The 19,135-nt window shown below is 41.1% G+C and carries 22 protein-coding genes; 16 read left to right on the top strand and 6 right to left on the bottom strand.

Annotated elements, in window-relative coordinates:
- Positions 1 to 2 precede the first annotated feature (2 nt).
- The 7 genes from SOI83_RS01350 (at position 3) to psaK (ending at position 5,059) form a co-directional block, all read left to right on the top strand.
- Entirely contained in the window at positions 3 to 1,271 is a 1,269-nt protein-coding gene (locus SOI83_RS01350) for an ABC transporter substrate-binding protein (protein WP_320676809.1), read from the top strand.
- The gene (locus SOI83_RS01345) at positions 1,271 to 2,137 is read left to right on the top strand and encodes a sugar ABC transporter permease (protein WP_320676808.1); all 867 of its coding nucleotides are present in this window, start codon (positions 1,271 to 1,273) and stop codon (positions 2,135 to 2,137) included. The genes SOI83_RS01350 and SOI83_RS01345 overlap by 1 nt, the downstream gene beginning before the upstream one ends.
- Complete coding sequence (locus SOI83_RS01340; protein ID WP_320676807.1) at positions 2,134 to 2,952, top strand: carbohydrate ABC transporter permease; 819 nt, start codon at positions 2,134 to 2,136, stop codon at positions 2,950 to 2,952. Before SOI83_RS01345 ends, SOI83_RS01340 begins: the two co-directional genes overlap by 4 nt.
- A complete protein-coding gene (locus tag SOI83_RS01335; RefSeq protein ID WP_320676806.1) occupies positions 2,949 to 3,923 on the top strand; it encodes an ABC transporter ATP-binding protein in 975 nt (324 codons plus the stop codon). The genes SOI83_RS01340 and SOI83_RS01335 overlap by 4 nt, the downstream gene beginning before the upstream one ends.
- A 159-nt stretch (positions 3,924 to 4,082) precedes the next feature.
- Positions 4,083 to 4,385 (top strand): DUF2499 domain-containing protein, encoded by a 303-nt coding sequence (locus tag SOI83_RS01330; RefSeq protein ID WP_320676804.1) that lies wholly within the window; start codon positions 4,083 to 4,085, stop codon positions 4,383 to 4,385.
- A 30-nt stretch (positions 4,386 to 4,415) separates the two neighbouring features.
- The gene (locus SOI83_RS01325; RefSeq protein ID WP_320676803.1) at positions 4,416 to 4,727 is read left to right on the top strand and encodes a DUF3593 domain-containing protein; all 312 of its coding nucleotides are present in this window, start codon (positions 4,416 to 4,418) and stop codon (positions 4,725 to 4,727) included.
- A gap of 68 nt (positions 4,728 to 4,795) precedes the next feature.
- Entirely contained in the window at positions 4,796 to 5,059 is a 264-nt protein-coding gene (gene psaK / locus SOI83_RS01320) for a photosystem I reaction center subunit PsaK (RefSeq protein ID WP_320676801.1), read from the top strand.
- 19 nt (positions 5,060 to 5,078) lie between these two features.
- Here the strand turns inward: psaK and SOI83_RS01315 are convergent, their stop codons facing one another.
- Together SOI83_RS01315 and dxs are read right to left on the bottom strand one after the other, a co-directional pair.
- On the bottom strand, positions 5,079 to 6,290 hold the full coding sequence (locus SOI83_RS01315; protein ID WP_320676800.1) for an NAD(P)/FAD-dependent oxidoreductase: 1,212 nt from the start codon (positions 6,288 to 6,290) through the stop codon (positions 5,079 to 5,081).
- A 6-nt stretch (positions 6,291 to 6,296) separates the two neighbouring features.
- The gene (gene dxs / locus SOI83_RS01310) at positions 6,297 to 8,231 is read right to left on the bottom strand and encodes a 1-deoxy-D-xylulose-5-phosphate synthase (protein ID WP_320676799.1); all 1,935 of its coding nucleotides are present in this window, start codon (positions 8,229 to 8,231) and stop codon (positions 6,297 to 6,299) included.
- 120 nt (positions 8,232 to 8,351) lie between these two features.
- Here dxs and ilvA point away from each other — a divergent pair, with 120 nt between their 5' ends.
- Genes ilvA through SOI83_RS01295 form a run of 3 tightly spaced genes read left to right on the top strand, consistent with a single transcriptional unit; the run spans position 8,352 to position 10,804 of the window.
- Positions 8,352 to 9,896, top strand: coding sequence for a threonine ammonia-lyase, biosynthetic (gene ilvA / locus SOI83_RS01305; protein WP_320676798.1), 1,545 nt, complete (start codon positions 8,352 to 8,354; stop codon positions 9,894 to 9,896).
- Positions 9,897 to 9,933: 37 nt separating this feature from the next.
- On the top strand, positions 9,934 to 10,467 hold the full coding sequence (gene scpB / locus SOI83_RS01300; protein WP_320676797.1) for an SMC-Scp complex subunit ScpB: 534 nt from the start codon (positions 9,934 to 9,936) through the stop codon (positions 10,465 to 10,467).
- A 31-nt stretch (positions 10,468 to 10,498) separates the two neighbouring features.
- Positions 10,499 to 10,804 (top strand): YggT family protein, encoded by a 306-nt coding sequence (locus SOI83_RS01295; RefSeq protein ID WP_320676796.1) that lies wholly within the window; start codon positions 10,499 to 10,501, stop codon positions 10,802 to 10,804.
- 120 nt (positions 10,805 to 10,924) lie between these two features.
- Here the strand turns inward: SOI83_RS01295 and SOI83_RS01290 are convergent, their stop codons facing one another.
- Positions 10,925 to 11,254 carry a nucleoside triphosphate pyrophosphohydrolase family protein gene (locus SOI83_RS01290; protein WP_320676795.1) on the bottom strand — a complete coding sequence of 110 codons (330 nt, stop codon included), beginning with the start codon at positions 11,252 to 11,254 and terminating at the stop codon, positions 10,925 to 10,927.
- 76 nt (positions 11,255 to 11,330) lie between these two features.
- Here SOI83_RS01290 and pyk point away from each other — a divergent pair, with 76 nt between their 5' ends.
- The 3 genes from pyk to ftsH all read left to right on the top strand — a co-directional run bounded on the left by pyk (position 11,331) and on the right by ftsH (position 16,220).
- Positions 11,331 to 12,797, top strand: coding sequence for a pyruvate kinase (gene pyk / locus SOI83_RS01285; RefSeq protein ID WP_320676794.1), 1,467 nt, complete (start codon positions 11,331 to 11,333; stop codon positions 12,795 to 12,797).
- 5 nt (positions 12,798 to 12,802) lie between these two features.
- Positions 12,803 to 14,032, top strand: coding sequence for an ABC transporter permease (locus SOI83_RS01280; RefSeq protein WP_320676793.1), 1,230 nt, complete (start codon positions 12,803 to 12,805; stop codon positions 14,030 to 14,032).
- 277 nt (positions 14,033 to 14,309) lie between these two features.
- The gene (ftsH, locus tag SOI83_RS01275; RefSeq protein ID WP_320676792.1) at positions 14,310 to 16,220 is read left to right on the top strand and encodes an ATP-dependent zinc metalloprotease FtsH; all 1,911 of its coding nucleotides are present in this window, start codon (positions 14,310 to 14,312) and stop codon (positions 16,218 to 16,220) included.
- 60 nt (positions 16,221 to 16,280) lie between these two features.
- On the opposite strand, the gene clpP is transcribed toward ftsH, so the two are convergent.
- A complete protein-coding gene (gene clpP / locus SOI83_RS01270) occupies positions 16,281 to 16,871 on the bottom strand; it encodes an ATP-dependent Clp endopeptidase proteolytic subunit ClpP (protein WP_320676791.1) in 591 nt (196 codons plus the stop codon).
- Here clpP and psb29 point away from each other — a divergent pair, their 5' ends adjacent.
- Positions 16,872 to 17,669: a photosystem II biogenesis protein Psp29 gene (gene psb29 / locus SOI83_RS01265; protein ID WP_320676790.1), complete on the top strand. Its 798-nt coding sequence runs from the start codon at positions 16,872 to 16,874 to the stop codon at positions 17,667 to 17,669. It abuts the gene before it with no gap.
- A gap of 243 nt (positions 17,670 to 17,912) precedes the next feature.
- Here psb29 and petN read toward each other — a convergent pair whose 3' ends face one another.
- A complete protein-coding gene (gene petN, locus SOI83_RS01260) occupies positions 17,913 to 18,014 on the bottom strand; it encodes a cytochrome b6-f complex subunit PetN (RefSeq protein WP_320676788.1) in 102 nt (33 codons plus the stop codon).
- 67 nt (positions 18,015 to 18,081) lie between these two features.
- On the opposite strand from petN, the gene clpS reads away from it, so the two are divergent.
- Entirely contained in the window at positions 18,082 to 18,378 is a 297-nt protein-coding gene (gene clpS / locus SOI83_RS01255) for an ATP-dependent Clp protease adapter ClpS (RefSeq protein ID WP_320676787.1), read from the top strand.
- Between the two features lie 147 nt (positions 18,379 to 18,525).
- On the opposite strand, the gene SOI83_RS01250 is transcribed toward clpS, so the two are convergent.
- On the bottom strand, positions 18,526 to 18,765 hold the full coding sequence (locus tag SOI83_RS01250) for a hypothetical protein (protein ID WP_320676786.1): 240 nt from the start codon (positions 18,763 to 18,765) through the stop codon (positions 18,526 to 18,528).
- Positions 18,766 to 18,831: 66 nt separating this feature from the next.
- Between SOI83_RS01250 and SOI83_RS01245 the strand changes: the two genes are divergently transcribed.
- Entirely contained in the window at positions 18,832 to 19,119 is a 288-nt protein-coding gene (locus SOI83_RS01245; protein ID WP_320676785.1) for a DUF2103 domain-containing protein, read from the top strand.
- Positions 19,120 to 19,135: the final 16 nt, after the last annotated feature.

Genomic DNA, 19,135 nt, shown 5'->3' with positions numbered 1-19,135 from the left:
AGATGAAAGTTAAGAATTACATAATAACCTTAATAGCTGTTACTATTTTAACAATCCTTGGAAGTGTGGTTTGGCCAAGTCAAAATACTATTGATGAAATCAATATATTAATGCCTGCCCCATTCGTAGATTCTACTAAAGAGAGTATTGAACATTTTAATAAAGCAAATACAGGAAAAATAAAGATTAATGTTACCAGAGGTCCTAGAGAAACAGAGAGCGTCTCTGATCTAGCAATAAGTAGTCTTTTATTAGGAAATAGTCCATTTGATGTAGTACTGGTAGATGTAACCTGGTTACCTAAATATGCGGCAGCTAATTGGTTATTACCATTAAACCAACTAATAGAAGAAAAGGATCTGGATTCACTAGCTAAAGGTGCTGAGATTGGGAATAGTTATAATGGAATTTTATATAGATGGCCCCTGGTGGCTGATATGGGGCTTCTTTATTATCGGAAAGATCTAATGCCTGAAGGCCCTCCAAAAACACCCACAGAGCTTGTACAAAAAAGCCAAAAATTACAGTCTGAAAATAAAGTAAGATGGGGATATGTATGGCAAGGCAAGCAATACGAGGGCCTTAGTTGTGTCTTCCTAGAAGTAATTAATGGTTTCGGTGGTAACTGGTATTCAGAGGAGTATGGTGTAAAACTTTCTAGCTCAGAAAGCATTCAAGCAGCACAATGGCTAAAAGACCTTATAAATAATGGAGTAAGTCCTAGGTCTGTTTTAAATTTCACAGAATCAGAAGCACTTCAAGCATTTAAATCAGGCGATGCCGCAATGATGCGAAATTGGCCATATGCATGGGCAGAACTTCAAAAAGCTGATAGTCCAGTAAAAGACAAGGTTGCTTTTACCACAATGGTTTCTACAGAGGGAAATCCTCCTAGCTCAACACTTGGGAGCTGGGGATTCTCAATCATGCAGTCGACAAAAAATCCAAAATCAGCTGTTCGTGCAATTAAATTTCTAACATCTGAATCTGTTCAAAAGGATTTGTTCCTCAATAATGGATACACCCCCACAAGAAAGAATCTATTTAATGACCAATCTATGGTCTCCAATTCTCCCATACTTAAAGATCTAGATACCGCGCTAAAAGTCACCAAGCCAAGGCCAGAGTCACCGTTATATGCTCAAATGAGTGATATTCTGCAAAGCCAGTTAAGTGCATTGCTTACTAACAAGTTAAGTGTACATGATTCGATGAATGCAGCTCAGAAAAGGACTTCCTATCTACTCAGATCAGCAGGTTATAGCAAATAATGTTAATAGCTCTATTACTACCATCTGTTATTTTTGTAATCTTATTCTTCGGAGTACCACTCCTACATTATTCATTACTTAGTCTCAATGCTAATTCAGTTATTACAGGCCTAAAATCTATCCCCAATCAAGGCGGTAACTGGATAAGACTACTTAATGACGACCGATTTTGGTTGGATGCATTTCAAACATTTAGGTTTGCATCATTATCTGTAGCGATAGAAATCGTTTTAGCCCTGTCTATTGCGTTATTACTCAATCAAAAATGGCGTGGGCGTGACTATATAAGAACGATAACTCTTCTACCTTGGGCATTACCTACAACAATAATGGCTCTAGGTTGGAGATGGATCTTCAACACTCCTTATGGACCAATTGAAAAATTAGCTAGTTATCTTGGCATACAACATTTAAATATTTTATCTAATCCAGATGTTACCTGGATGGCTACAATAGTTGCTGATGTTTGGAAAACGACTCCTTTTATTGCAGTGATTTTATTAGCCGGTCTACAAACTATTCCAACAGATATATATGAAGCATTCCTTCTTGAAGGAGGAAATCCACGTCAGGCATTATTTCAAATAACTCTACCGTTGTTAAAACCTTATTTGTTGATTGCAATATTGTTCAGACTTGCACAAGCATTTGGTGTTTTCGATCTAATTCAAGTTATGACAGGGGGTGGTCCAGCGAGTAGCACAGAAAGTATAGCTATGTACGCCTATATTAATGCAATGCGATTTCTGGATTTTGGCTATAGCGCAACAATTGTTATGGGAGGCTTCTTATTATTATTGATTCTTTGTATATTGGCTATAGTTCTATATATTCAACTATCTAATAGCCTAAATAGGATACTATGAAAAGTCCAAATAAACTATTAATCATATTGGTTTTGGCTTGGTCCCTCTCACCGCTTGTATGGCAACTTTATACCTCATTCTGCACCTCTGATTCCATAACCGGTCTCATAACAGATAATTCCAACCATTGGACATTTGATAATTACAGAAAAGTCCTTTTTGCTGACCCACCCTTCCTGCAATATTTAATCAACAGTCTAATAGTTGGCATGTCATCAACATTAATCACTCTGATTATTGCAACACCAGCAGCATATTCTCTAAACAGGATAAAACCAGTATTAGCGAATGGCTTTAAAGCTCTACTTCTATCAGCTGCATTATTCCCTTATGTTCTACTATTTCTTGCTCTTTTAGAAATAGCAAGAACTCTAGACATAGGAAATAATCTTTATGCACTTGGCATTCCTTATTCAGCACTATCCATGCCATTGGCAGTTTTGTTACTATCATCGGCTTTTAGAGACATACCCCCTGAGTTAGAGGAAGCCGCAAGACTTGAGGGCCTTAACTTATGGCAACGGCTAAGATGGGTTTTAATACCATTAATCGCACCAGCCACCGGAAGTACAGCAATATTAGTTTTTCTATTTTCTTGGAATGAATATCCCATTGCACTTACTTGGATAAGTAAATCAGAATTAATGACTCTTCCAGTTGCAATGGCTCGTATAGCAGGCTCATCGGTCCATGAGGTGCCATACGGGGCATTCGCTGCAGCTACAGTTTTAGGTTCAATTCCACTATTACTAATTGTATTAGTTTTCCAAAAACAGATCGTATCTGGACTAACCCAAGGAGCCATAAAAGGATGACTTTAATTCTAAAGAACCTTGGCAGGAAAGTTGGTTCATCTTGGATTCTGAAAGACATTAATCTGCAGATAGACAATGGTGAGTGTGTTGCATTATTAGGTCCTAGCGGGTGTGGAAAAAGTAGCACCCTCAGATTAATTGCTGGTCTTGACAAGCCTGACAGAGGCCAGATATTTCTCGATGGCAATGAAATTACCAAGATCTCCCCGGTCGAAAGAAGAATTGGAATGGTTTTCCAAAGTTATGCACTTTATCCTCATTTAACTATTGCCTCAAATTTATCACTTGGACTAAGAGTTAGAGGGCTTTCTAGCGCACAACAAAGACAAAGAGTGAGTACGGTATTACAACTAATGAGACTTGAAGGCCTAGCGAATCGAAAGCCGGCACAACTTTCCGGAGGTCAACGTCAAAGAGTAGCTCTAGCTAGGGCCTTATTAAGGGATCCCAGGGTCTATCTTCTAGATGAACCTATGAGCAATTTAGATGCTCAACTAAGGGAAGACCTTCGTCCAGAGCTGAGAAATCTTATCCTCTCAGAAGGCAAGCAACCTGTTCTATATGTTACTCATGATCAGCAGGAAGCAATGGCAATGTCTAATAGAATAGCAGTGCTAAATGAGGGTTTAATAGAACAGGTTGGTACCCCTAAAGAACTTTATAAAAACCCTAATACTATTTTTGTGGCTAGCTTTATAGGAAGACCACAAATCAACTTCCTCCCTTCCGAAGTAGGTATAATAAAAGCAATTAGACCTGAACATTTAGAGATACGTCAGGATGGTATTCAATGTCAAGTTATATACAGAGAGTGGTTAGGCACAACCCAATTATTAATAATTCAAGGTAAGCTTGGAAAACTAAGGTTATTATGTTCGAGTCAGACTCACATAGGAGATAATATTAAAGTTGGCTGGTCACATGAAAATGAACATCATTTCGATGCTAATTCAGGTATTAGGAGTCTTTAAAGACTTATACGAGCATTATGCTGCTAGGTAAATAAACTTTAACCACAGTTACTTATCTATCTTGACCAAACAAACTTACATCAAATACTTAAAAAGTATTCCCAATGGGTACTTATATGATCTGTTAGTTCACTAAACTTGAAGTGTTGGAATAGTCAATTGCACGAACTCTCTCTAGGTACATGGTGGATCCACATAACAACTCTGTTTGAGTGGACCACTGCCATTATTTTTATAGTTCTCTGGGGTTTTAAGACTCAGAACAATGGTATGAAGTGGCTTGCGCTTGCCATGCTTCCAAATTTGGCCAGTGCAATGGCAGCTATCACATGGCATATTTTTGATAATGCAGAATCCTTGAGGGGCTTAGTCGTTGTACAGGCTGCCTTAACAACCCTTGGTAATACATGCCTAGCAGCCGCAGCATGGAATCTACTTAGGCTAAAAAGACGAGATGCTTAGTTCCTTCATAAATTTTGCTCAAATGAATCAATGAATTATCTCAACGGTATCGACCCCAGCCCATTCTTTGTACTTTCACTGATCCCCTACCTTGCCTTTCTCTGGTGGGCGCAGAAAAGTGACAGCATTCCAAAAGTGGCGCTATGGGGTTTTCGCTTGACACTTTTATTCGTGCTTATGACTATTGCCTTAGCCATTGTCGCCAAGGTTTCTTATGGGGCTGAACTTACTGATATTGACTACCTTCACGGCACAGCAGAAGCCTTCCTCACCTTGAGCGACGCATTGGTTGTTTTGGGTTTTGCAGGCTTAGGCAAAGCAGAAGTAGTGAATAACTCTTAAGAGCCATAAATTATTACCCCCCAATAGCCATAAATACACGAGAATAGTTTGTCGCTTCCACAGTCTTCATGATCACACCCCTATTGGCTGCAGCAGCTGCCCCAGCCACATTCTCATGGTCACCAAAAGTTGGCCTGGTGATGATCGCCTGCAACGTGCTCGCCTATGCCATTGCCAGGGCAAACATCGCACAACCAAACGAAGGGTTCGAAATCCCTAATTCTCATTTCTATGGAGGAATGAGCCATGCATCTGTTGTTGCCGCTAACTGCTTAGGTCATGTCCTAGGAATAGGAACCATCCTTGGCTTGGCATCTCGCGGAGTTCTCTGATTCTCTTGGGCTGGCCAAATCAACGCCAGCCCAGCAAATAAGGAATAAGACGAATCCCATATCGCTCAAAGCGATAGTCAAAAAGCAAAGCGCTGAGGTCATCAGCGCTTGCACTTCTCCCTAGACCATCGAGCAGCTTTTCTAAACGACTGTCAGCTTTTTTGCCTGAAAGTCCCCACCAGGTCTTCCTCGCGATCCGACCTGAAATGTTCCAGCGCCATCCAAGCAGATGGCGTAGGGAATCGCGATATTCCAAACAAACCTTTTCAAGAGATTTTGAGTTAGACGAAGAGATTGCTGAAATCAACAAAGGTGCAAGCAATTCAGCGCTTGCCAACGCATAACGAATACCTTCACCACCTAATAAGTTAGCTGTACTTACAGCATCTCCGACTCCTACAATCCTTCCAACCAAATGGGGTTCACTACGGTTAATAGAGCTATTCAATACCCCTCCATGCCTTTCAATTACTGGAAATGAGTCCAGTCCATTTGCTTTCAATAGGTTTTTTAAATCAATACTCATAGAGTGGACAGCCTTGAAATCTGGTGGTGGCAATCTGCAGACCCCTACCTTTAGGCGTTCCCCTGACATAGGGAAAATCCATCCGTAACCATGGGTAATCCATCTAGACCCAAGAAAAAAAGTAACTCTCTTACCCCATATCTGACTATTTAATAGGTCTGCCTGGATTATCCATTCAATCCCGACACCTTCAAGAATTTCAGTTCCAGATGAAGATTTTGATCTATAACAAGTTTTTTTTAATAATGCTCTTTCACTTCCTGTTGCATCCACCACTAACTGGAATTTGCGAATGCTTCTCTCTCCAAAAGGGTTTAGTAACTCAACATCAACATGGTCATCCTTTGAGCAGGCATCTTTAACCGTCCAACCAAGCAAGAGTTCCACACCAGAAGATTTAGCTCTATGCCAAAGCTCATTTCTTAATATTGAAAAGTCTAAAACAACCCCTAGATTGTTATTAGAGGACCATTCATAGTTACGGTCTGAAGGATCTCTAACTCTCCAACAATTCCAATATTCAGATATGGAAATTTCAGGAATATCATGATCTCTAATTGCACTTATGGGTACTGCTGCGCTTGAGAAAGAAGACTGGGTGGGAGCCTTAAGCCTATCTGCGATTGTTACTGAAATTCCTTCGTTAGATAATTTCTCTGCTAGTCGAGCACCTGAAGGTCCTGCTCCCGCTATTAATATAGACAATAGTCTTTAATTATTTAAAGACTGACTTGCTTGTTGAGTAATTAAACTCTCTGGTAACTCAAACGAGAATCTTTCTTTAATACGTTGAGCTATTTGTGATGCTGTTAAGCCTAATGCCTCCTTACTTTGTTTTGGACTTGCATGATCAACTAATTGATCAGGGATTCCAATTCTAAGCGTTGGGACTAACAGGTCCTGATCAACTAGTGATTCAATTATTGCTGCCCCAAAGCCACCAGCTAAAGCCCCTTCTTCCATTGTGACAACCTTTCCAATTCTGCGAGCCAAGGGATGAATTAAAGCCTGATCTAGGGGGCGTAAAAACCTGGCATTCACAACAGTAGTTGATATACCAGAATCGTTAAGAAGCTTGGCTGTATCTACTGCTTCCGGAACCATTGCGCCATAAGCGACAATCAAAAGGTCATCTCCTTCAAGAAGAACTTCGCCTCTTCCAATCTTCAATGGTTCCCAACCTTCCTCCATTAAAGGAACCCCTTGTCCTGACCCTCGAGGAATTCGAAGGGCTGCTGGCCCATTGTGATCCAAACAAGTGACCAGCATCCTTTGTAATTCAGCCTCATCCTTTGGAGCCATTACTGTGAAATTAGGGACTGCCCTCAAATAACTAATGTCATATTGACCTTGGTGCGTTGGGCCGTCGGCTCCAACGATGCCTGCTCTATCCATTACAAAAGTTACAGGCAAATTTTGAATGCCAACATCGTGAATTAATTGGTCATATGCCCTTTGAAGAAAAGTGCTGTAAATAGCACATACGGGCTTAAGACCCTCACATGCCATACCTGCAGCAAGGGTTACTGCATGTTGTTCAGCTATACCGACATCTATGTATTGGTCAGGAAGTGCCTTCTGCAATAAATCCAGGCCTGTGCCTGTCGCCATGGCTGCAGTAATACCAACGACTTTGCTGTCTTGTTCGCAAAGCTTTATAAGAGTTTGACCAAACACCTTGCTGTAGCTAGGTGGTTTAGGAGTCTTGGATGGAAGGGACTTCCCTGTGGTTAGATCAAAAGCTGACTGGGCGTGATAGCCCACCTGATCGGCTTCTGCATATGGGTATCCCTTGCCCTTGGTAGTAACAACATGAACCATCACAGGCCCACCTACACGATGAGCCGCCTGGAAAGTGCGCACCATCGCGGAAATATCATGACCGTCTATTGGACCCATATAAGTAAAACCAAGTTCTTCAAATACTGCTCCTACCTTTGGTACAGCCAAGCGACGCATACTTCCCTTAAGGGACTTAAGTTCGGCGGGAAGCTCACCTCCCATAAAAGGAAGATTTTTAACACTCTCCTGAACACTGTCTGAAAGAAATTGCAGGGGTGGACTATGTCGAATTCGATTTAAATAAGTCGATAAGGCTCCAACAGGGGGAGAAATTGACATGTCATTGTCATTTAGAACTACTAAAAGGGGTGTAGTTGGTAAATGTCCCGCATGATTAATGGCCTCTAATGCCATGCCACCGGTGAGAGCACCATCACCAATAACTGCAGCACATTTAAAGTCCTCACCCCTTCGATCCCTTGCAAGAGCCATTCCAAGTGCTGCAGATATGGAGGTGCTTGCATGGCCAGCTCCAAAGTGGTCAAAGGAACTCTCTGTTCTCTTTAAATAACCAGCGACTCCCTTTTGTTGGCGCAAACTGTCGAAATTGGTAAATCTGCCAGTAATTAGTTTGTGGGGATAAGCCTGGTGGCCTACATCCCAAACGACTCTGTCATGATCAAGATCAAGGGTTTGGTATAGAGCCAAAGTGAGTTCTACAACTCCTAGACCTGGCCCTAGATGGCCACCACTAGTGGATACAACCTGCAGATGTCGTTCACGAATCTGACACGCCACATCCTCAAGCTCTGAAATGCTCAAGCCGTGAAGCTGATTTGGATGGGTTAATTCGCTGAGACGCATACCCGTCCTAAGCCGATCTCATTAATCTAGGCCTTACACCCCACTGTTTGGAAGAAATATGCGCGAATAAATCATGCATCTTTGGAAATGCCACGTTGAACGCGTTGTCAGAATGTACCTATGAACGATTATCTACAAAAGATTTTGCGTGCTCGCGTCTATGACGTAGCTCATGAAACCCCACTTGAATTAGCCAAAAATCTCAGTCGCCGCCTTAAGAATCAAATCTGGTTAAAAAGAGAAGACCTCCAACCAGTCTTCTCCTTCAAGTTAAGAGGTGCCTATAACCGTATGGCTCAATTGAGCAAATCAGAATTAAGTAATGGAGTCATAGCTTCTAGTGCTGGCAATCATGCCCAGGGGGTAGCTCTAAGCGCTTTGCAAATGAATTGTCGAGCTCTCATCGTTATGCCTGTTACCACTCCAGCGATGAAGATAAATGCAGTTAAATCTCTTGGAGCAGAGGTGATTCTATTTGGAGAAACATACGATGAATCATATGAGGAAGCTAAGAGAATAAGTAAACAACAAAACCTCACTTTTATTCATCCTTTCGATGACCCGGAAGTAATTGCTGGGCAAGGAACAATTGGTCTTGAAATCCTTCGTCAATGTCAAAACCCACCTGATGCAATATATGTTGCAGTTGGAGGAGGAGGGCTAATAGGAGGTATCGCTGTATATGTAAAAAGTCTTTGGCCAGAAACAAAGGTAATAGGCGTCGAATCTGACGACGCTGACGCCATGACAAGATCTTTGAAAGCTGGAAAACGAATTGAACTTGATTCTGTAGGTTTATTCGCTGATGGTGTAGCGGTAAGACAAGTAGGGGAAGAAACTTTCGCTCTTGCACAAAAATATGTTGATTCAATGGTAACAGTATGTACCGACGAAATATGTGCTGCTATAAAGGATGTCTTCGAAGACACAAGATCAATACTTGAACCAGCTGGTGCTTTAGCAATAGCTGGCTTAAAAGCAGACATTGTTAAAAATAATCTCTCAAATAAAAACCTTATTGCTGTTGCCTGCGGGGCAAATATGAACTTCGATAGGCTCAGATTCGTTGCAGAAAGAGCAGAGCTTGGTGAAGAAAGGGAGGCTATGTTTGCAGTAGAAATTTCAGAACATGCTGGAAGCCTTAAAAATTTATGTCAAATACTTGGGAACAGAAGCCTTACAGAATTTAGTTACAGGATGTCAGAAGCAAGCAAAGCCCAGATATTTATGGGTGTTCAAGTAAATGGGCTTGAAGATCGTTTAAACCTCTGCAAACATATAGCTAAAAATGGTTTGAAATGTCTAGATCTAAGTGATGACGAACTAGCTAAGATGCATCTGCGTCATATGGTTGGAGGAAGACTGCCAGAAGCCTCAAAAGCAAAATTTGGTAAAGGGATTAAGGAGCTTCTATATAGATTTGAATTCCCTGAAAAGCCCGGTGCCCTTATGGCATTTGTTAATAACCTTCGTCCAGATTGGAGCATTAGCATTTTTCATTACAGAAACCATGGAGCAGATGTAGGACGGATCGTGGTTGGTGTTCTGGTCAAAGACAGCGACCTGGAGGACTGGAAGCATTTTCTTAATGAAGTTGGTTACAGAAGCTGGGAGGAAAGCCAAAACCCTGCATACAAATTGTTTTTAGGTGGACAAACTGATTAGAGCCGTTATTTTTTCTGTAATCAACTGAGGCTCATTAATGGCCATAGAGGCCTCAACCGAACTGTTGGATGAGGAGAGGTTTGTCTCTTTAACGGCAAGGCTTGAAGCCATTCTTTATCTCAAGGGCAGACCGGTTGGGCTGAAAGAGATGGCAGAGCTAACAAATGAAAGTGAAGCACAAGTTCAAGAAGGTCTCCTTACTCTGATGGCCGGGTATGCACAAAGAGATACAGCACTAGATTTACATGAACACAAAGGTCGATACAGCCTTCAATTGCGTCCAGGGCTTGGAGAACTAGTCAAGGATCTTCTCCCTGTGGACCTCTCAACAGCAACCCTGCGAACTCTTGCAACAATTGCTTTAAAAAAAAGGATTCTCCAATCTGACTTGGTTGATTTACGCGGTTCTGGAGCATATGACCACATCAAAGAGTTACTTGCCCAAAACTTTGTTGAAAGAAAACGACAAAGCGAAGGAAGGTCATATTGGCTAACACTCTCAGAAAAATTCCATAGAACATTCTCAGTAATTCCTGATCTAAGTGCAGCTGATCCACCCCAGGCTGCATAGAGTGAACATCAACTGGTAAGGAGTAACTCTCATGTCTACAGAAATACTCGCGAAGGTCCTCCAGATCTTTTACAGCACAATATCTATTTACTTGTTACTGCTCTTTGTTCGAGTCCTGCTTAGTTGGTTCCCCAATTTGGACTGGAGCAATCCCCTTTTGAGCAATCTCAGCTCAATTACAGATCCATATCTCAATGCTTTCAGAGGACTAATACCACCTTTAGGAGGGTTAGATCTTTCACCCCTACTTGCCTTTCTAGCTTTACAGCTGATGCAATCTTTATTAAGTAGAGCAACGATGACTGCATTAAACAGTTCAATGGTTTACTACAACTAACCACCATATTAGAACTCAAATCTAATAGAGATTGAGCAAGAATTAAGTTTTTCCTCTATATTAAAAACAATAATAGATATCATAATTGTGTATTTTCAAGCATATTCTTCTCTTATCGTCTCACCTCTGGTCTCCTTCACCGGAGATCAAGCCCCGCTTTGCTCTACTTTCAAGTTTAACTAAATTAGCTCTTGCTACCTCTTCTAAGGAGAAGTTCAGCTCACTAGACAATTGAGCGACATACCAAAGGACATCTCCCAGTTCAAGCTTTATTGCTTGCCTAGTTTCATCATCGAAAACACCTCCGCGATCTCGAATAACCTTTTTAACTTTGTCAGCGACTTCGCCAGCTTCTCCGGCCAAACCAAGGGTGGGATAGATAGGGTTTAAGCCCACATCTGGATATAAAGCCGTCTTTCTGGCATTAATCTGATAATGGTTTAGTTCCATGGGTAGCATTGAGTAAGTTTGAGGCTATGGACTTGACACCTAGATGGTATTTTTCGAGATATCTAAGGTCCGATTAATGACCAAGATAGACGTTACGAGAAGAACCAAGATCGTTGCCACAATCGGTCCAGCCACAGAAAGCGAGCAGCGCATCAAAGAACTTATCAAGGCTGGGGCAACCACCTTTCGCCTGAACTTTTCTCATGGCGATCACCATGAACACTCAAAACGAATCCAAACGATAAGGAAAGCCTCTGAAGAATTGGGAATACATATAGGGATCCTGCAGGACCTTCAAGGCCCAAAAATAAGACTAGGAAGATTTGCCGATGGACCCATCACCCTCTCCAGCGGTGACAAATTTGCCTTAACTTCCCGAGACGTTAGTTGTGACAGCAATATTGCTACTGTTACTTACAAGAATCTAACCAAAGAAGTAACTGTAGGAAGCAGAATACTTTTGGATGACGGTCGAGTGGAAATGAAAGTTGAACGTATAAATACTAATGATGAGACTCTTCACTGTTCAGTAACTGTTGGAGGTGTGCTATCAAACAACAAAGGTGTAAATTTCCCTGACGTTCAACTATCAGTTAGAGCTCTTACAAGAAAAGATAAAGAAGACTTAGAATTTGGATTAAAGCAAGGTGTTGATTGGATTGCACTTAGTTTTGTAAGGAATCCCTCAGATATGCAAGAGATAAAAGATCTAATAAGAGAACTAGGACACAAAACGCCTGTCGTAGCAAAAATCGAAAAGTTCGAAGCCATTGACCAAATAGATGCCCTACTTCCACTTTGTGATGGAGTAATGGTTGCTAGAGGAGACCTAGGCGTTGAGATGCCAGCAGAAGAAGTTCCGCTTTTACAGAAAGATCTAATCCGCAAAGCAAATAGTCTTGGCATCCCAATAATTACAGCTACACAAATGCTCGACTCAATGGCAGCAAGTCCTAGACCAACAAGAGCAGAGGTAAGTGATGTTGCTAATGCAATTCTTGACGGAACAGATGCAGTAATGCTTTCAAATGAAACCGCTGTAGGTGATTACCCGGTAGAGGCGGTGAAAACAATGGCAACTATCGCAAAACGCATTGAAAGGGAATACCCACAAAGGCCTATTGATAGCCATCTAGCAAGCACAATTCCTAATGCTATTAGTGCTGCAGTTAGCAGTATTGCTAGGCAACTAAATGCTAGTGCAATACTTCCCCTCACCAAAAGCGGGGCGACTGCTCATAACGTAAGCAAATTCAGGCCTCCCACTCCAATCCTCGCAATAACCAGTGAATCTGCAGTTGCTAGGAGATTGCAACTAGTTTGGGGAGTCTCTCCGTTATTAATCCCAGCGAATGAAAGTAGCTCTAAAACATTTAGCAAGGCCATGGCTATAGCTAAGCAAATGGGCTTACTTAAACAAGGCGATCTAGCTGTTCAGACAGCAGGGACTCTCACTGGTGTAAGTGGATCGACAGATCTCATAAAAGTCGCAATAGTGAGTAATGATGTAGATAAAGAGTCAGCAATTAACAACATTCTTTGATCTATATGGCAAGCAAGCTGCCACTTGTAGAATCGATAGGTATGGCCACAAAAACTTTGAGGTCGAACAGACTTCGCAGTTTTTTAACTATGTTGGGCATAATTATTGGAAACTCTTCTGTAATAACTCTTGTAGGAGTTGGTAGAGGAGCTCAAAATCTGGCAGAAGGTCAATTAAGTAATCTGGGGGCAAATGTCCTTTTCGTAGTTCCCGGCAATAATGATACAAGGCGACGTGGAGTAGCATTTCCTAGGAACCTAATACTAGAAGATTCAAACGCTATTAAAGAACAAGTACCTTCCATTAAAAGAGTTGCTCCACAAATAAGCTCTAACGAGGTAGTACAAATAGGGCCAAGAAGTACAACTAGTTCAATTTCTGGTATTACACCAGACTTTCTACCTGTTAGAAGCTTTGAAATTGCCAACGGTAGATTCATAACAGATCAAGATCTTCGTGCAGCAAGGAATGTAGTTGTCATAGGTCCTGACCTTAAAAATAAACTTTATCCGGTTTCTAGCGCAGTGGGTGAAAACCTAAGAATAAAAGACCAATCATTTAAAGTCATTGGGGTTATGGAGCCCAAAGGGGCTGTGTTTGGTAATAATCAAGATGAAAATGCATATATCCCTTTAACTACAATGGTTAGTAGATTAACAGGAAGAGACCCAACCTATGGGATTAGCCTAAGCTTTATTAGTGTAGAAGCTATAAATAGTGAGAGTACTGGTGCTGCCAAGTTTCAAATTACCAACTTACTTAGACAGCGCCATAAGATCCTTAGAGATGATGATTTTGCTGTTAGATCACAAAAAGATGCTCTAAAGATTGTAAGTACGATTACTGGAGGACTTACTCTTATGTTAGCCGCAATAGGAGGTATTTCTCTACTTGTAGGAGGGATAGGCATTATGAATATAATGCTCGTTGCTGTAAGTGAACGTACCCAGGAGATCGGACTAAGAAAAGCCTTAGGAGCAAGAAGTTCCGATGTACTAATTCAATTCCTTATAGAATCACTTATACTTTCCAGCTTCGGTGGAGTAATAGGAACATTTGTAGGAATAGGTGCTGTATCTACAGTCGCAGCACTAACACCTTTACCAGCAACAATTGGCGGAGTCACAATATTAATCACAGTAACTTTATCAGGAACCATTGGACTATTCTTTGGAGTTGTTCCTGCGAGACGAGCTGCCATTCTTGATCCAATTGTTGCTTTAAGAAGCCTCTAATATTAATTTCAGTGCAAATTTATTTGATCAATTAAACATAGAATTCTTAAAATCTGTTCGTACAGCTAAACAAAACAATATTTACTTAGTACCTACCAAATAATGACATTCATTTTAACCCCCATTTAAACCAGGCATAACGCTTTCCAAGGCTTCTAGAGGCCACGCATAGCTGTTGAGACAGGAACCAGCGTTTTAGTATCCATTTCCATTTAGCTGAAAAAACACGCGATTTGAACTTCTATGCATTTACAGTCGAACTAAATTCAGAAGTTCCATGAATCAGCGTTGGAGAATTATTGCTCTATGGCTCATCCCACTAGCAATGGGAATTCTTCTGTTTTGGCAAGTACTCGGAAGCTCTGAAGTCAAGAACCTCAAGTCAAGTTCACCTGCTGCAGTCCCAATGAATACAGCTGTGGGAAGGATGAGCTACGGACGCTTCCTGGACTATATAGAGTCCGGCAGAGTCACCTCAGTAGACATTTATGAAGGGGGAAGGAACGCAGTAGTAGAAGCTGTAGATCCAGATCTTGACAATAGGGTTCAAAGGCTACGAGTCGACTTACCAGGACTAGCTCCAGAATTAATCAATACGTTAAAAACAGAAGGCATAAGCTTTGATATCCATCCAGTTAGAACAACGCCTCCAGCATTAGGAATACTTGGAAATCTTCTATTCCCGCTACTACTGATAGGGGGCCTGATCCTGCTGGCTAGAAGGTCTAATTCAATGCCAGGAGGTCCTGGGCAGGCAATGCAATTTGGCAAAACCAAGGCACGTTTTGCAATGGATGCTGATACAGGTGTCAAATTTGATGATGTTGCTGGCGTATCTGAAGCCAAGCAAGACCTTCAAGAGGTAGTTACTTTCCTAAAACAACCTGAAAGGTTTACATCTGTCGGAGCACAAATTCCCAAAGGCGTACTTTTAATAGGACCACCAGGAACAGGTAAAACACTTTTAGCAAAAGCCATTGCCGGAGAAGCCGGAGTTCCATTTTTCTCACTATCTGGCTCAGAATTTGTTGAAATGTTCGTTGGAGTTGGTGCAAGTAGAGTCAGAGATTTATTTAAAAGAGCCAAAGAAAACAGCCCATGCTTGATATTTATTGACGAAATTGATGCAGTTGGACGACAGCGGGGTGCTGGGATTGGAGGAGGCAATGATGAACGGGAACAAACACTAAATCAATTATTAACTGAAATGGATGGTTTCGAAGGTAATAGTGGAATTATCATTATTGCAGCTACAAATCGTCCTGATGTACTTGACTCTGCGTTAATGCGTCCTGGAAGATTTGATAGACAAGTCACAGTAGATGCACCAGATATAAAAGGCAGGTTATCTATTCTTAAGGTTCATTCAAGGAACAAGAAGCTAGAGGAAAGTCTATCTCTTGAAAGCATTGCAAGAAGAACACCTGGCTTTACTGGTGCCGATCTAGCGAACTTGTTGAATGAAGCAGCAATCCTCACCGCAAGAAGAAGAAAAGACCATATAACTCTTACTGAAATAGATGATGCTGTTGATAGAATAATTGCCGGGATGGAAGGTCAACCATTAACAGATGGCAGAAGTAAAAGATTAATCGCCTATCACGAAGTAGGACATGCGCTTGTAGGCACACTAGTTAAGGCTCATGACCCAGTTCAAAAAGTAACTCTTATTCCTAGAGGTCAGGCCCAAGGTCTCACTTGGTTCTCCCCAGATGAAGATCAAACCTTGGTCAGTCGAGCACAATTAAAAGCAAGAATAATGGGGGCCTTAGGAGGTAGAGCTGCTGAAGATTTAGTCTTTGGGCACGCTGAGGTAACAACCGGAGCAGGAGGAGACATTCAACAAGTTGCCTCAATGGCAAGGCAGATGGTCACAAGATTTGGCATGAGTGATCTCGGTCCTGTATCTCTCGAAGGCAGTAGCCAAGAAGTATTTCTTGGCAGAGATTTAATGACCAGGTCTGATATTTCTGATGCAATTGCTAAACAAATAGACGAGCAAATTAGGCGAATGGTAAAAACCTCCTACCAAGAGACAATTGAATTAATAAAACCTCATAGAGAATTAATGGATAGGTTGGTAGAACTTATAATCGAAAAAGAGACAATAGATGGAGAAGAATTCAAAGATGTAGTCTCTAAATATGTAGATATACCTGACAAAGAGAGAACAGCTCCAATTCTTTAGTAATTAGACAATTAAATTAAATCTAATAAAAAATTAATTAGATATAAAGTTTTTTGTTAGCTAAACAGGTCTTACAGGCCTCTTATCTATAACACTATCAATCAAACCATAATTTACAGCCTCTGAAGGGGACATAAAGAAATCCCTATCTGTATCTTCCTGAATACGATCAAGAGACTGACCAGTTCGATCTGAAAGTTCCTTATTTAATCGGTCTTTGAGAAATAAAATTTCATCGGCCTGAATACGAATATCACTAGCCTGGCCTCTTGCTCCACCAAGTGGCTGATGAATCATTATTCGAGAATGTTGAAGACTGCTACGTTTTCCCTTAGCCCCTGCACAAAGTAAAAAAGCCCCCATGCTTGCCGCAAGACCAACACAGACTGTTTGTATGTCAGGTTTTACATGCTGCATAGTATCGAAAATCCCTAGTCCGTCATAAACGGAACCCCCTGGAGAATTTATATACAGGTAAATATCCTTATCAGGATCCTCAGCTTCTAGAAAAAGGAGTTGAGCGACTATTCGATTAGCAGAGTCACTAGTTACAGGCTCCCCTAAAAAAATAATTCTCTCTCGAAGCAGTCTTGAGTAAATATCAAAGGCCCTTTCTCCTCGGCCCGACTCTTCAATCACAATCGGGATCATGTGTCACTGATCGGTTTCCACGATCTTAACGGCGGGATCAACAGAGCTATGGTCAAAAGAGAATTGAATCCGGCAAGACACTTGAATGACCACAAGACCATCTCAGATAGCAAGCGTGCTTTCAATAAAGCATTTCCCTATGTAATACCAGCTCTATACAGAGGTTTCTGCGATGAACTATTGGTTGAACTGCATCTCCTGAGCCATCAAAGGAGCTTTAAACCAGATGTCTTTTTTGCAATTGGAGTAAGTCAAGCTTTTAACACCTTTATGAGGGGGTATCGCCCAGAATCCCATTTAGAGCCCTTGCTAAGGGCTCTATGTGAATGTAATGGGTTCGAACACAGATCAATAAGGGATCAATCGACAAAAGCTCTTGAAGCGGTGAAGACGTGCAAATTAGAACAAGTCAAAACATCTATCAGAAACAACAGCAATGACCTCCCATTAGGATTGTTAGAGAGTCACAAGGCTTTCACCCCTGACAATTTCCACTATTCGCGTATCAAGGCCATTGGTCTAATAACTTTGCTAAGCAACACCTCAGATAAAGACCTACATGACGAAAAGGTGCTAAATCAAATAACCATTGAACTTTTAGAATCTATTGGTGTCCCCAAATCACGAATAGAAAAAGACCTTAATCTGTATTCATCAAACCTAGAAAGGATGGCTCAAGCAATGGATTTGATAAAAGATGCCAAGGAACTAGAAAAAAGAAAGAAAGAGAGAATTTCTCAAGGAACAAACGTTGAAAAGCTAGGTCCTGAATCACTAACAGCAAGTCTATTTAGATAAGTTATACATTCTAAATATAAGGTACCTGGCTCATCATTCCTAAAGATATTATATAAGCAAACTCTGAATATCACAGATTGATTTTATTTGACGGATCAATTATTTGAATTATTTCGACGACGTTTATCCCGTCGTTCCACAATAGTTAAATAAAGAACTGAAAGGCTTACAAAAACCAACAAGCTAATTGCAGTAACCGCAAGCGTCTGATTGCCTACAGTAAAAGGGAGGTCTTGTAACACTTTAGAAATTAATTGATCCGTCGCCGTTACGCCCCCAAACAACCATTGCTATTGAAAAACTAAATACTGCAGCCAATGCAGCCCAGGCAAACGTGAATAGCATTTGTTCAATCAAATATTCATAAGCCTATAGGATCACATCACCGCAGACCTCTTGTTGTTACGCAGTCATGTCATTCGCTGCTCCTAGTGGTACCACCCTCCTTGAACGTCAAAAGGAGTCGCAACGCTACCCAGAAGCACGCGTAATAGTCCTCAATGACGATATCAATACTTTTGATCACGTTGTCGAGAGCCTTACAAAAATCATCCCAGGAATGACAGAAGACAGAGCCTGGACTCTCGCGACAAAAATTGACCAAGAAGGATCTGCTGAAGTCTGGTGCGGTCCTTTAGAACAAGCTGAGCTTTATCACCAACAATTACTAAGCAAAGGGTTGACAATGGCTCCAATTGAAAGATGTTAGCCAATAAAACCTAGAAAATTATATTTTGGGAAAACAAATACGAAATCATGAAAAGCATTGAATTATTATTTGCTTACAAACAACTATCCTTAAAAGACCAAGGCATTACTAATATTTAAGACTATCTAATCATATTATAAATTTCAATTATATGCTACTTCTCATAGAAATTTTTGGTTTTGCTACTTTCAAAATATCTTCTGTTTTTAACCTTCTTGACTGGGCATCAAGTACAAATTTCACTACCTTCCCTGGGCAGAGAGCTGTACCTCGCACCTCGTCTCCATGTATTTCAACTTTAAGCAACTCTGCCTCTGGCCCGCAACAGTCCCCCAATGGACCAGTCAGCGTTCGGAGTAGTGACTCTGTTGACTTAAGCATTTTCATTGCCCACTACTTCTTTTTCGTAGCTACTTTCGCTAATTTCTGCCACTACTTGACGAAGTAAATGTTTTGGGAAGGGTCGTAATTACTCACAGCACATACATAAAGGGGCTTATCCCAGTCCTTAAGGCACTTTCCAACGATCCGGGAATTAAAACCATTACTCCCGGTGAAATAAAAAGAGTCAAAGGTCAATCGCCTAAACTTCGCTTACGAATATCCACATCCATACTCGGTGGATACAAAATCCTTGCAAGACGAGGTACCTCCGCTCAAGAGGTATTCATTATTACCATCTTGGGTAAATCGGAATTGGAGGAAAGAGTAGAAAAAATCCTAAAAATTTTCGAAAAATAGAAACCATAACTCTATT

It is taken from the genome of Prochlorococcus sp. MIT 1300 (genome assembly GCF_034092375.1).
GTDB lineage: Bacteria > Cyanobacteriota > Cyanobacteriia > PCC-6307 > Cyanobiaceae > MIT-1300.
The sequence above is the reverse complement of the archived record's forward strand: the minus strand, read 5'-3'. Positions and strand labels throughout refer to the sequence as shown.

Bases quoted from the DNA above. Each gene is read 5' to 3' on its own strand.
- SOI83_RS01350 (WP_320676809.1), top strand. From the start codon at position 3: ATGAAAGTTAAGAATTACATAATAACCTTAATAGCTGTTACTATTTTA.
- SOI83_RS01345 (WP_320676808.1), top strand. From the start codon at position 1,271: ATGTTAATAGCTCTATTACTACCATCTGTTATTTTTGTAATCTTATTC.
- SOI83_RS01340 (WP_320676807.1), top strand. From the start codon at position 2,134: ATGAAAAGTCCAAATAAACTATTAATCATATTGGTTTTGGCTTGGTCC.
- SOI83_RS01335 (WP_320676806.1), top strand. From the start codon at position 2,949: ATGACTTTAATTCTAAAGAACCTTGGCAGGAAAGTTGGTTCATCTTGG.
- SOI83_RS01325 (WP_320676803.1), top strand. From the start codon at position 4,416: ATGAATTATCTCAACGGTATCGACCCCAGCCCATTCTTTGTACTTTCA.
- psaK (WP_320676801.1), top strand. From the start codon at position 4,796: ATGATCACACCCCTATTGGCTGCAGCAGCTGCCCCAGCCACATTCTCA.
- dxs (WP_320676799.1), bottom strand. From the start codon at position 8,231: ATGCGTCTCAGCGAATTAACCCATCCAAATCAGCTTCACGGCTTGAGC.
- ilvA (WP_320676798.1), top strand. From the start codon at position 8,352: ATGAACGATTATCTACAAAAGATTTTGCGTGCTCGCGTCTATGACGTA.
- scpB (WP_320676797.1), top strand. From the start codon at position 9,934: ATGGCCATAGAGGCCTCAACCGAACTGTTGGATGAGGAGAGGTTTGTC.
- SOI83_RS01295 (WP_320676796.1), top strand. From the start codon at position 10,499: ATGTCTACAGAAATACTCGCGAAGGTCCTCCAGATCTTTTACAGCACA.
- SOI83_RS01290 (WP_320676795.1), bottom strand. From the start codon at position 11,254: ATGGAACTAAACCATTATCAGATTAATGCCAGAAAGACGGCTTTATAT.
- pyk (WP_320676794.1), top strand. From the start codon at position 11,331: ATGACCAAGATAGACGTTACGAGAAGAACCAAGATCGTTGCCACAATC.
- SOI83_RS01280 (WP_320676793.1), top strand. From the start codon at position 12,803: ATGGCAAGCAAGCTGCCACTTGTAGAATCGATAGGTATGGCCACAAAA.
- ftsH (WP_320676792.1), top strand. From the start codon at position 14,310: ATGAATCAGCGTTGGAGAATTATTGCTCTATGGCTCATCCCACTAGCA.
- clpP (WP_320676791.1), bottom strand. From the start codon at position 16,871: ATGATCCCGATTGTGATTGAAGAGTCGGGCCGAGGAGAAAGGGCCTTT.
- petN (WP_320676788.1), bottom strand. From the start codon at position 18,014: ATGCTATTCACGTTTGCCTGGGCTGCATTGGCTGCAGTATTTAGTTTT.
- clpS (WP_320676787.1), top strand. From the start codon at position 18,082: ATGTCATTCGCTGCTCCTAGTGGTACCACCCTCCTTGAACGTCAAAAG.
- SOI83_RS01250 (WP_320676786.1), bottom strand. From the start codon at position 18,765: ATGAAAATGCTTAAGTCAACAGAGTCACTACTCCGAACGCTGACTGGT.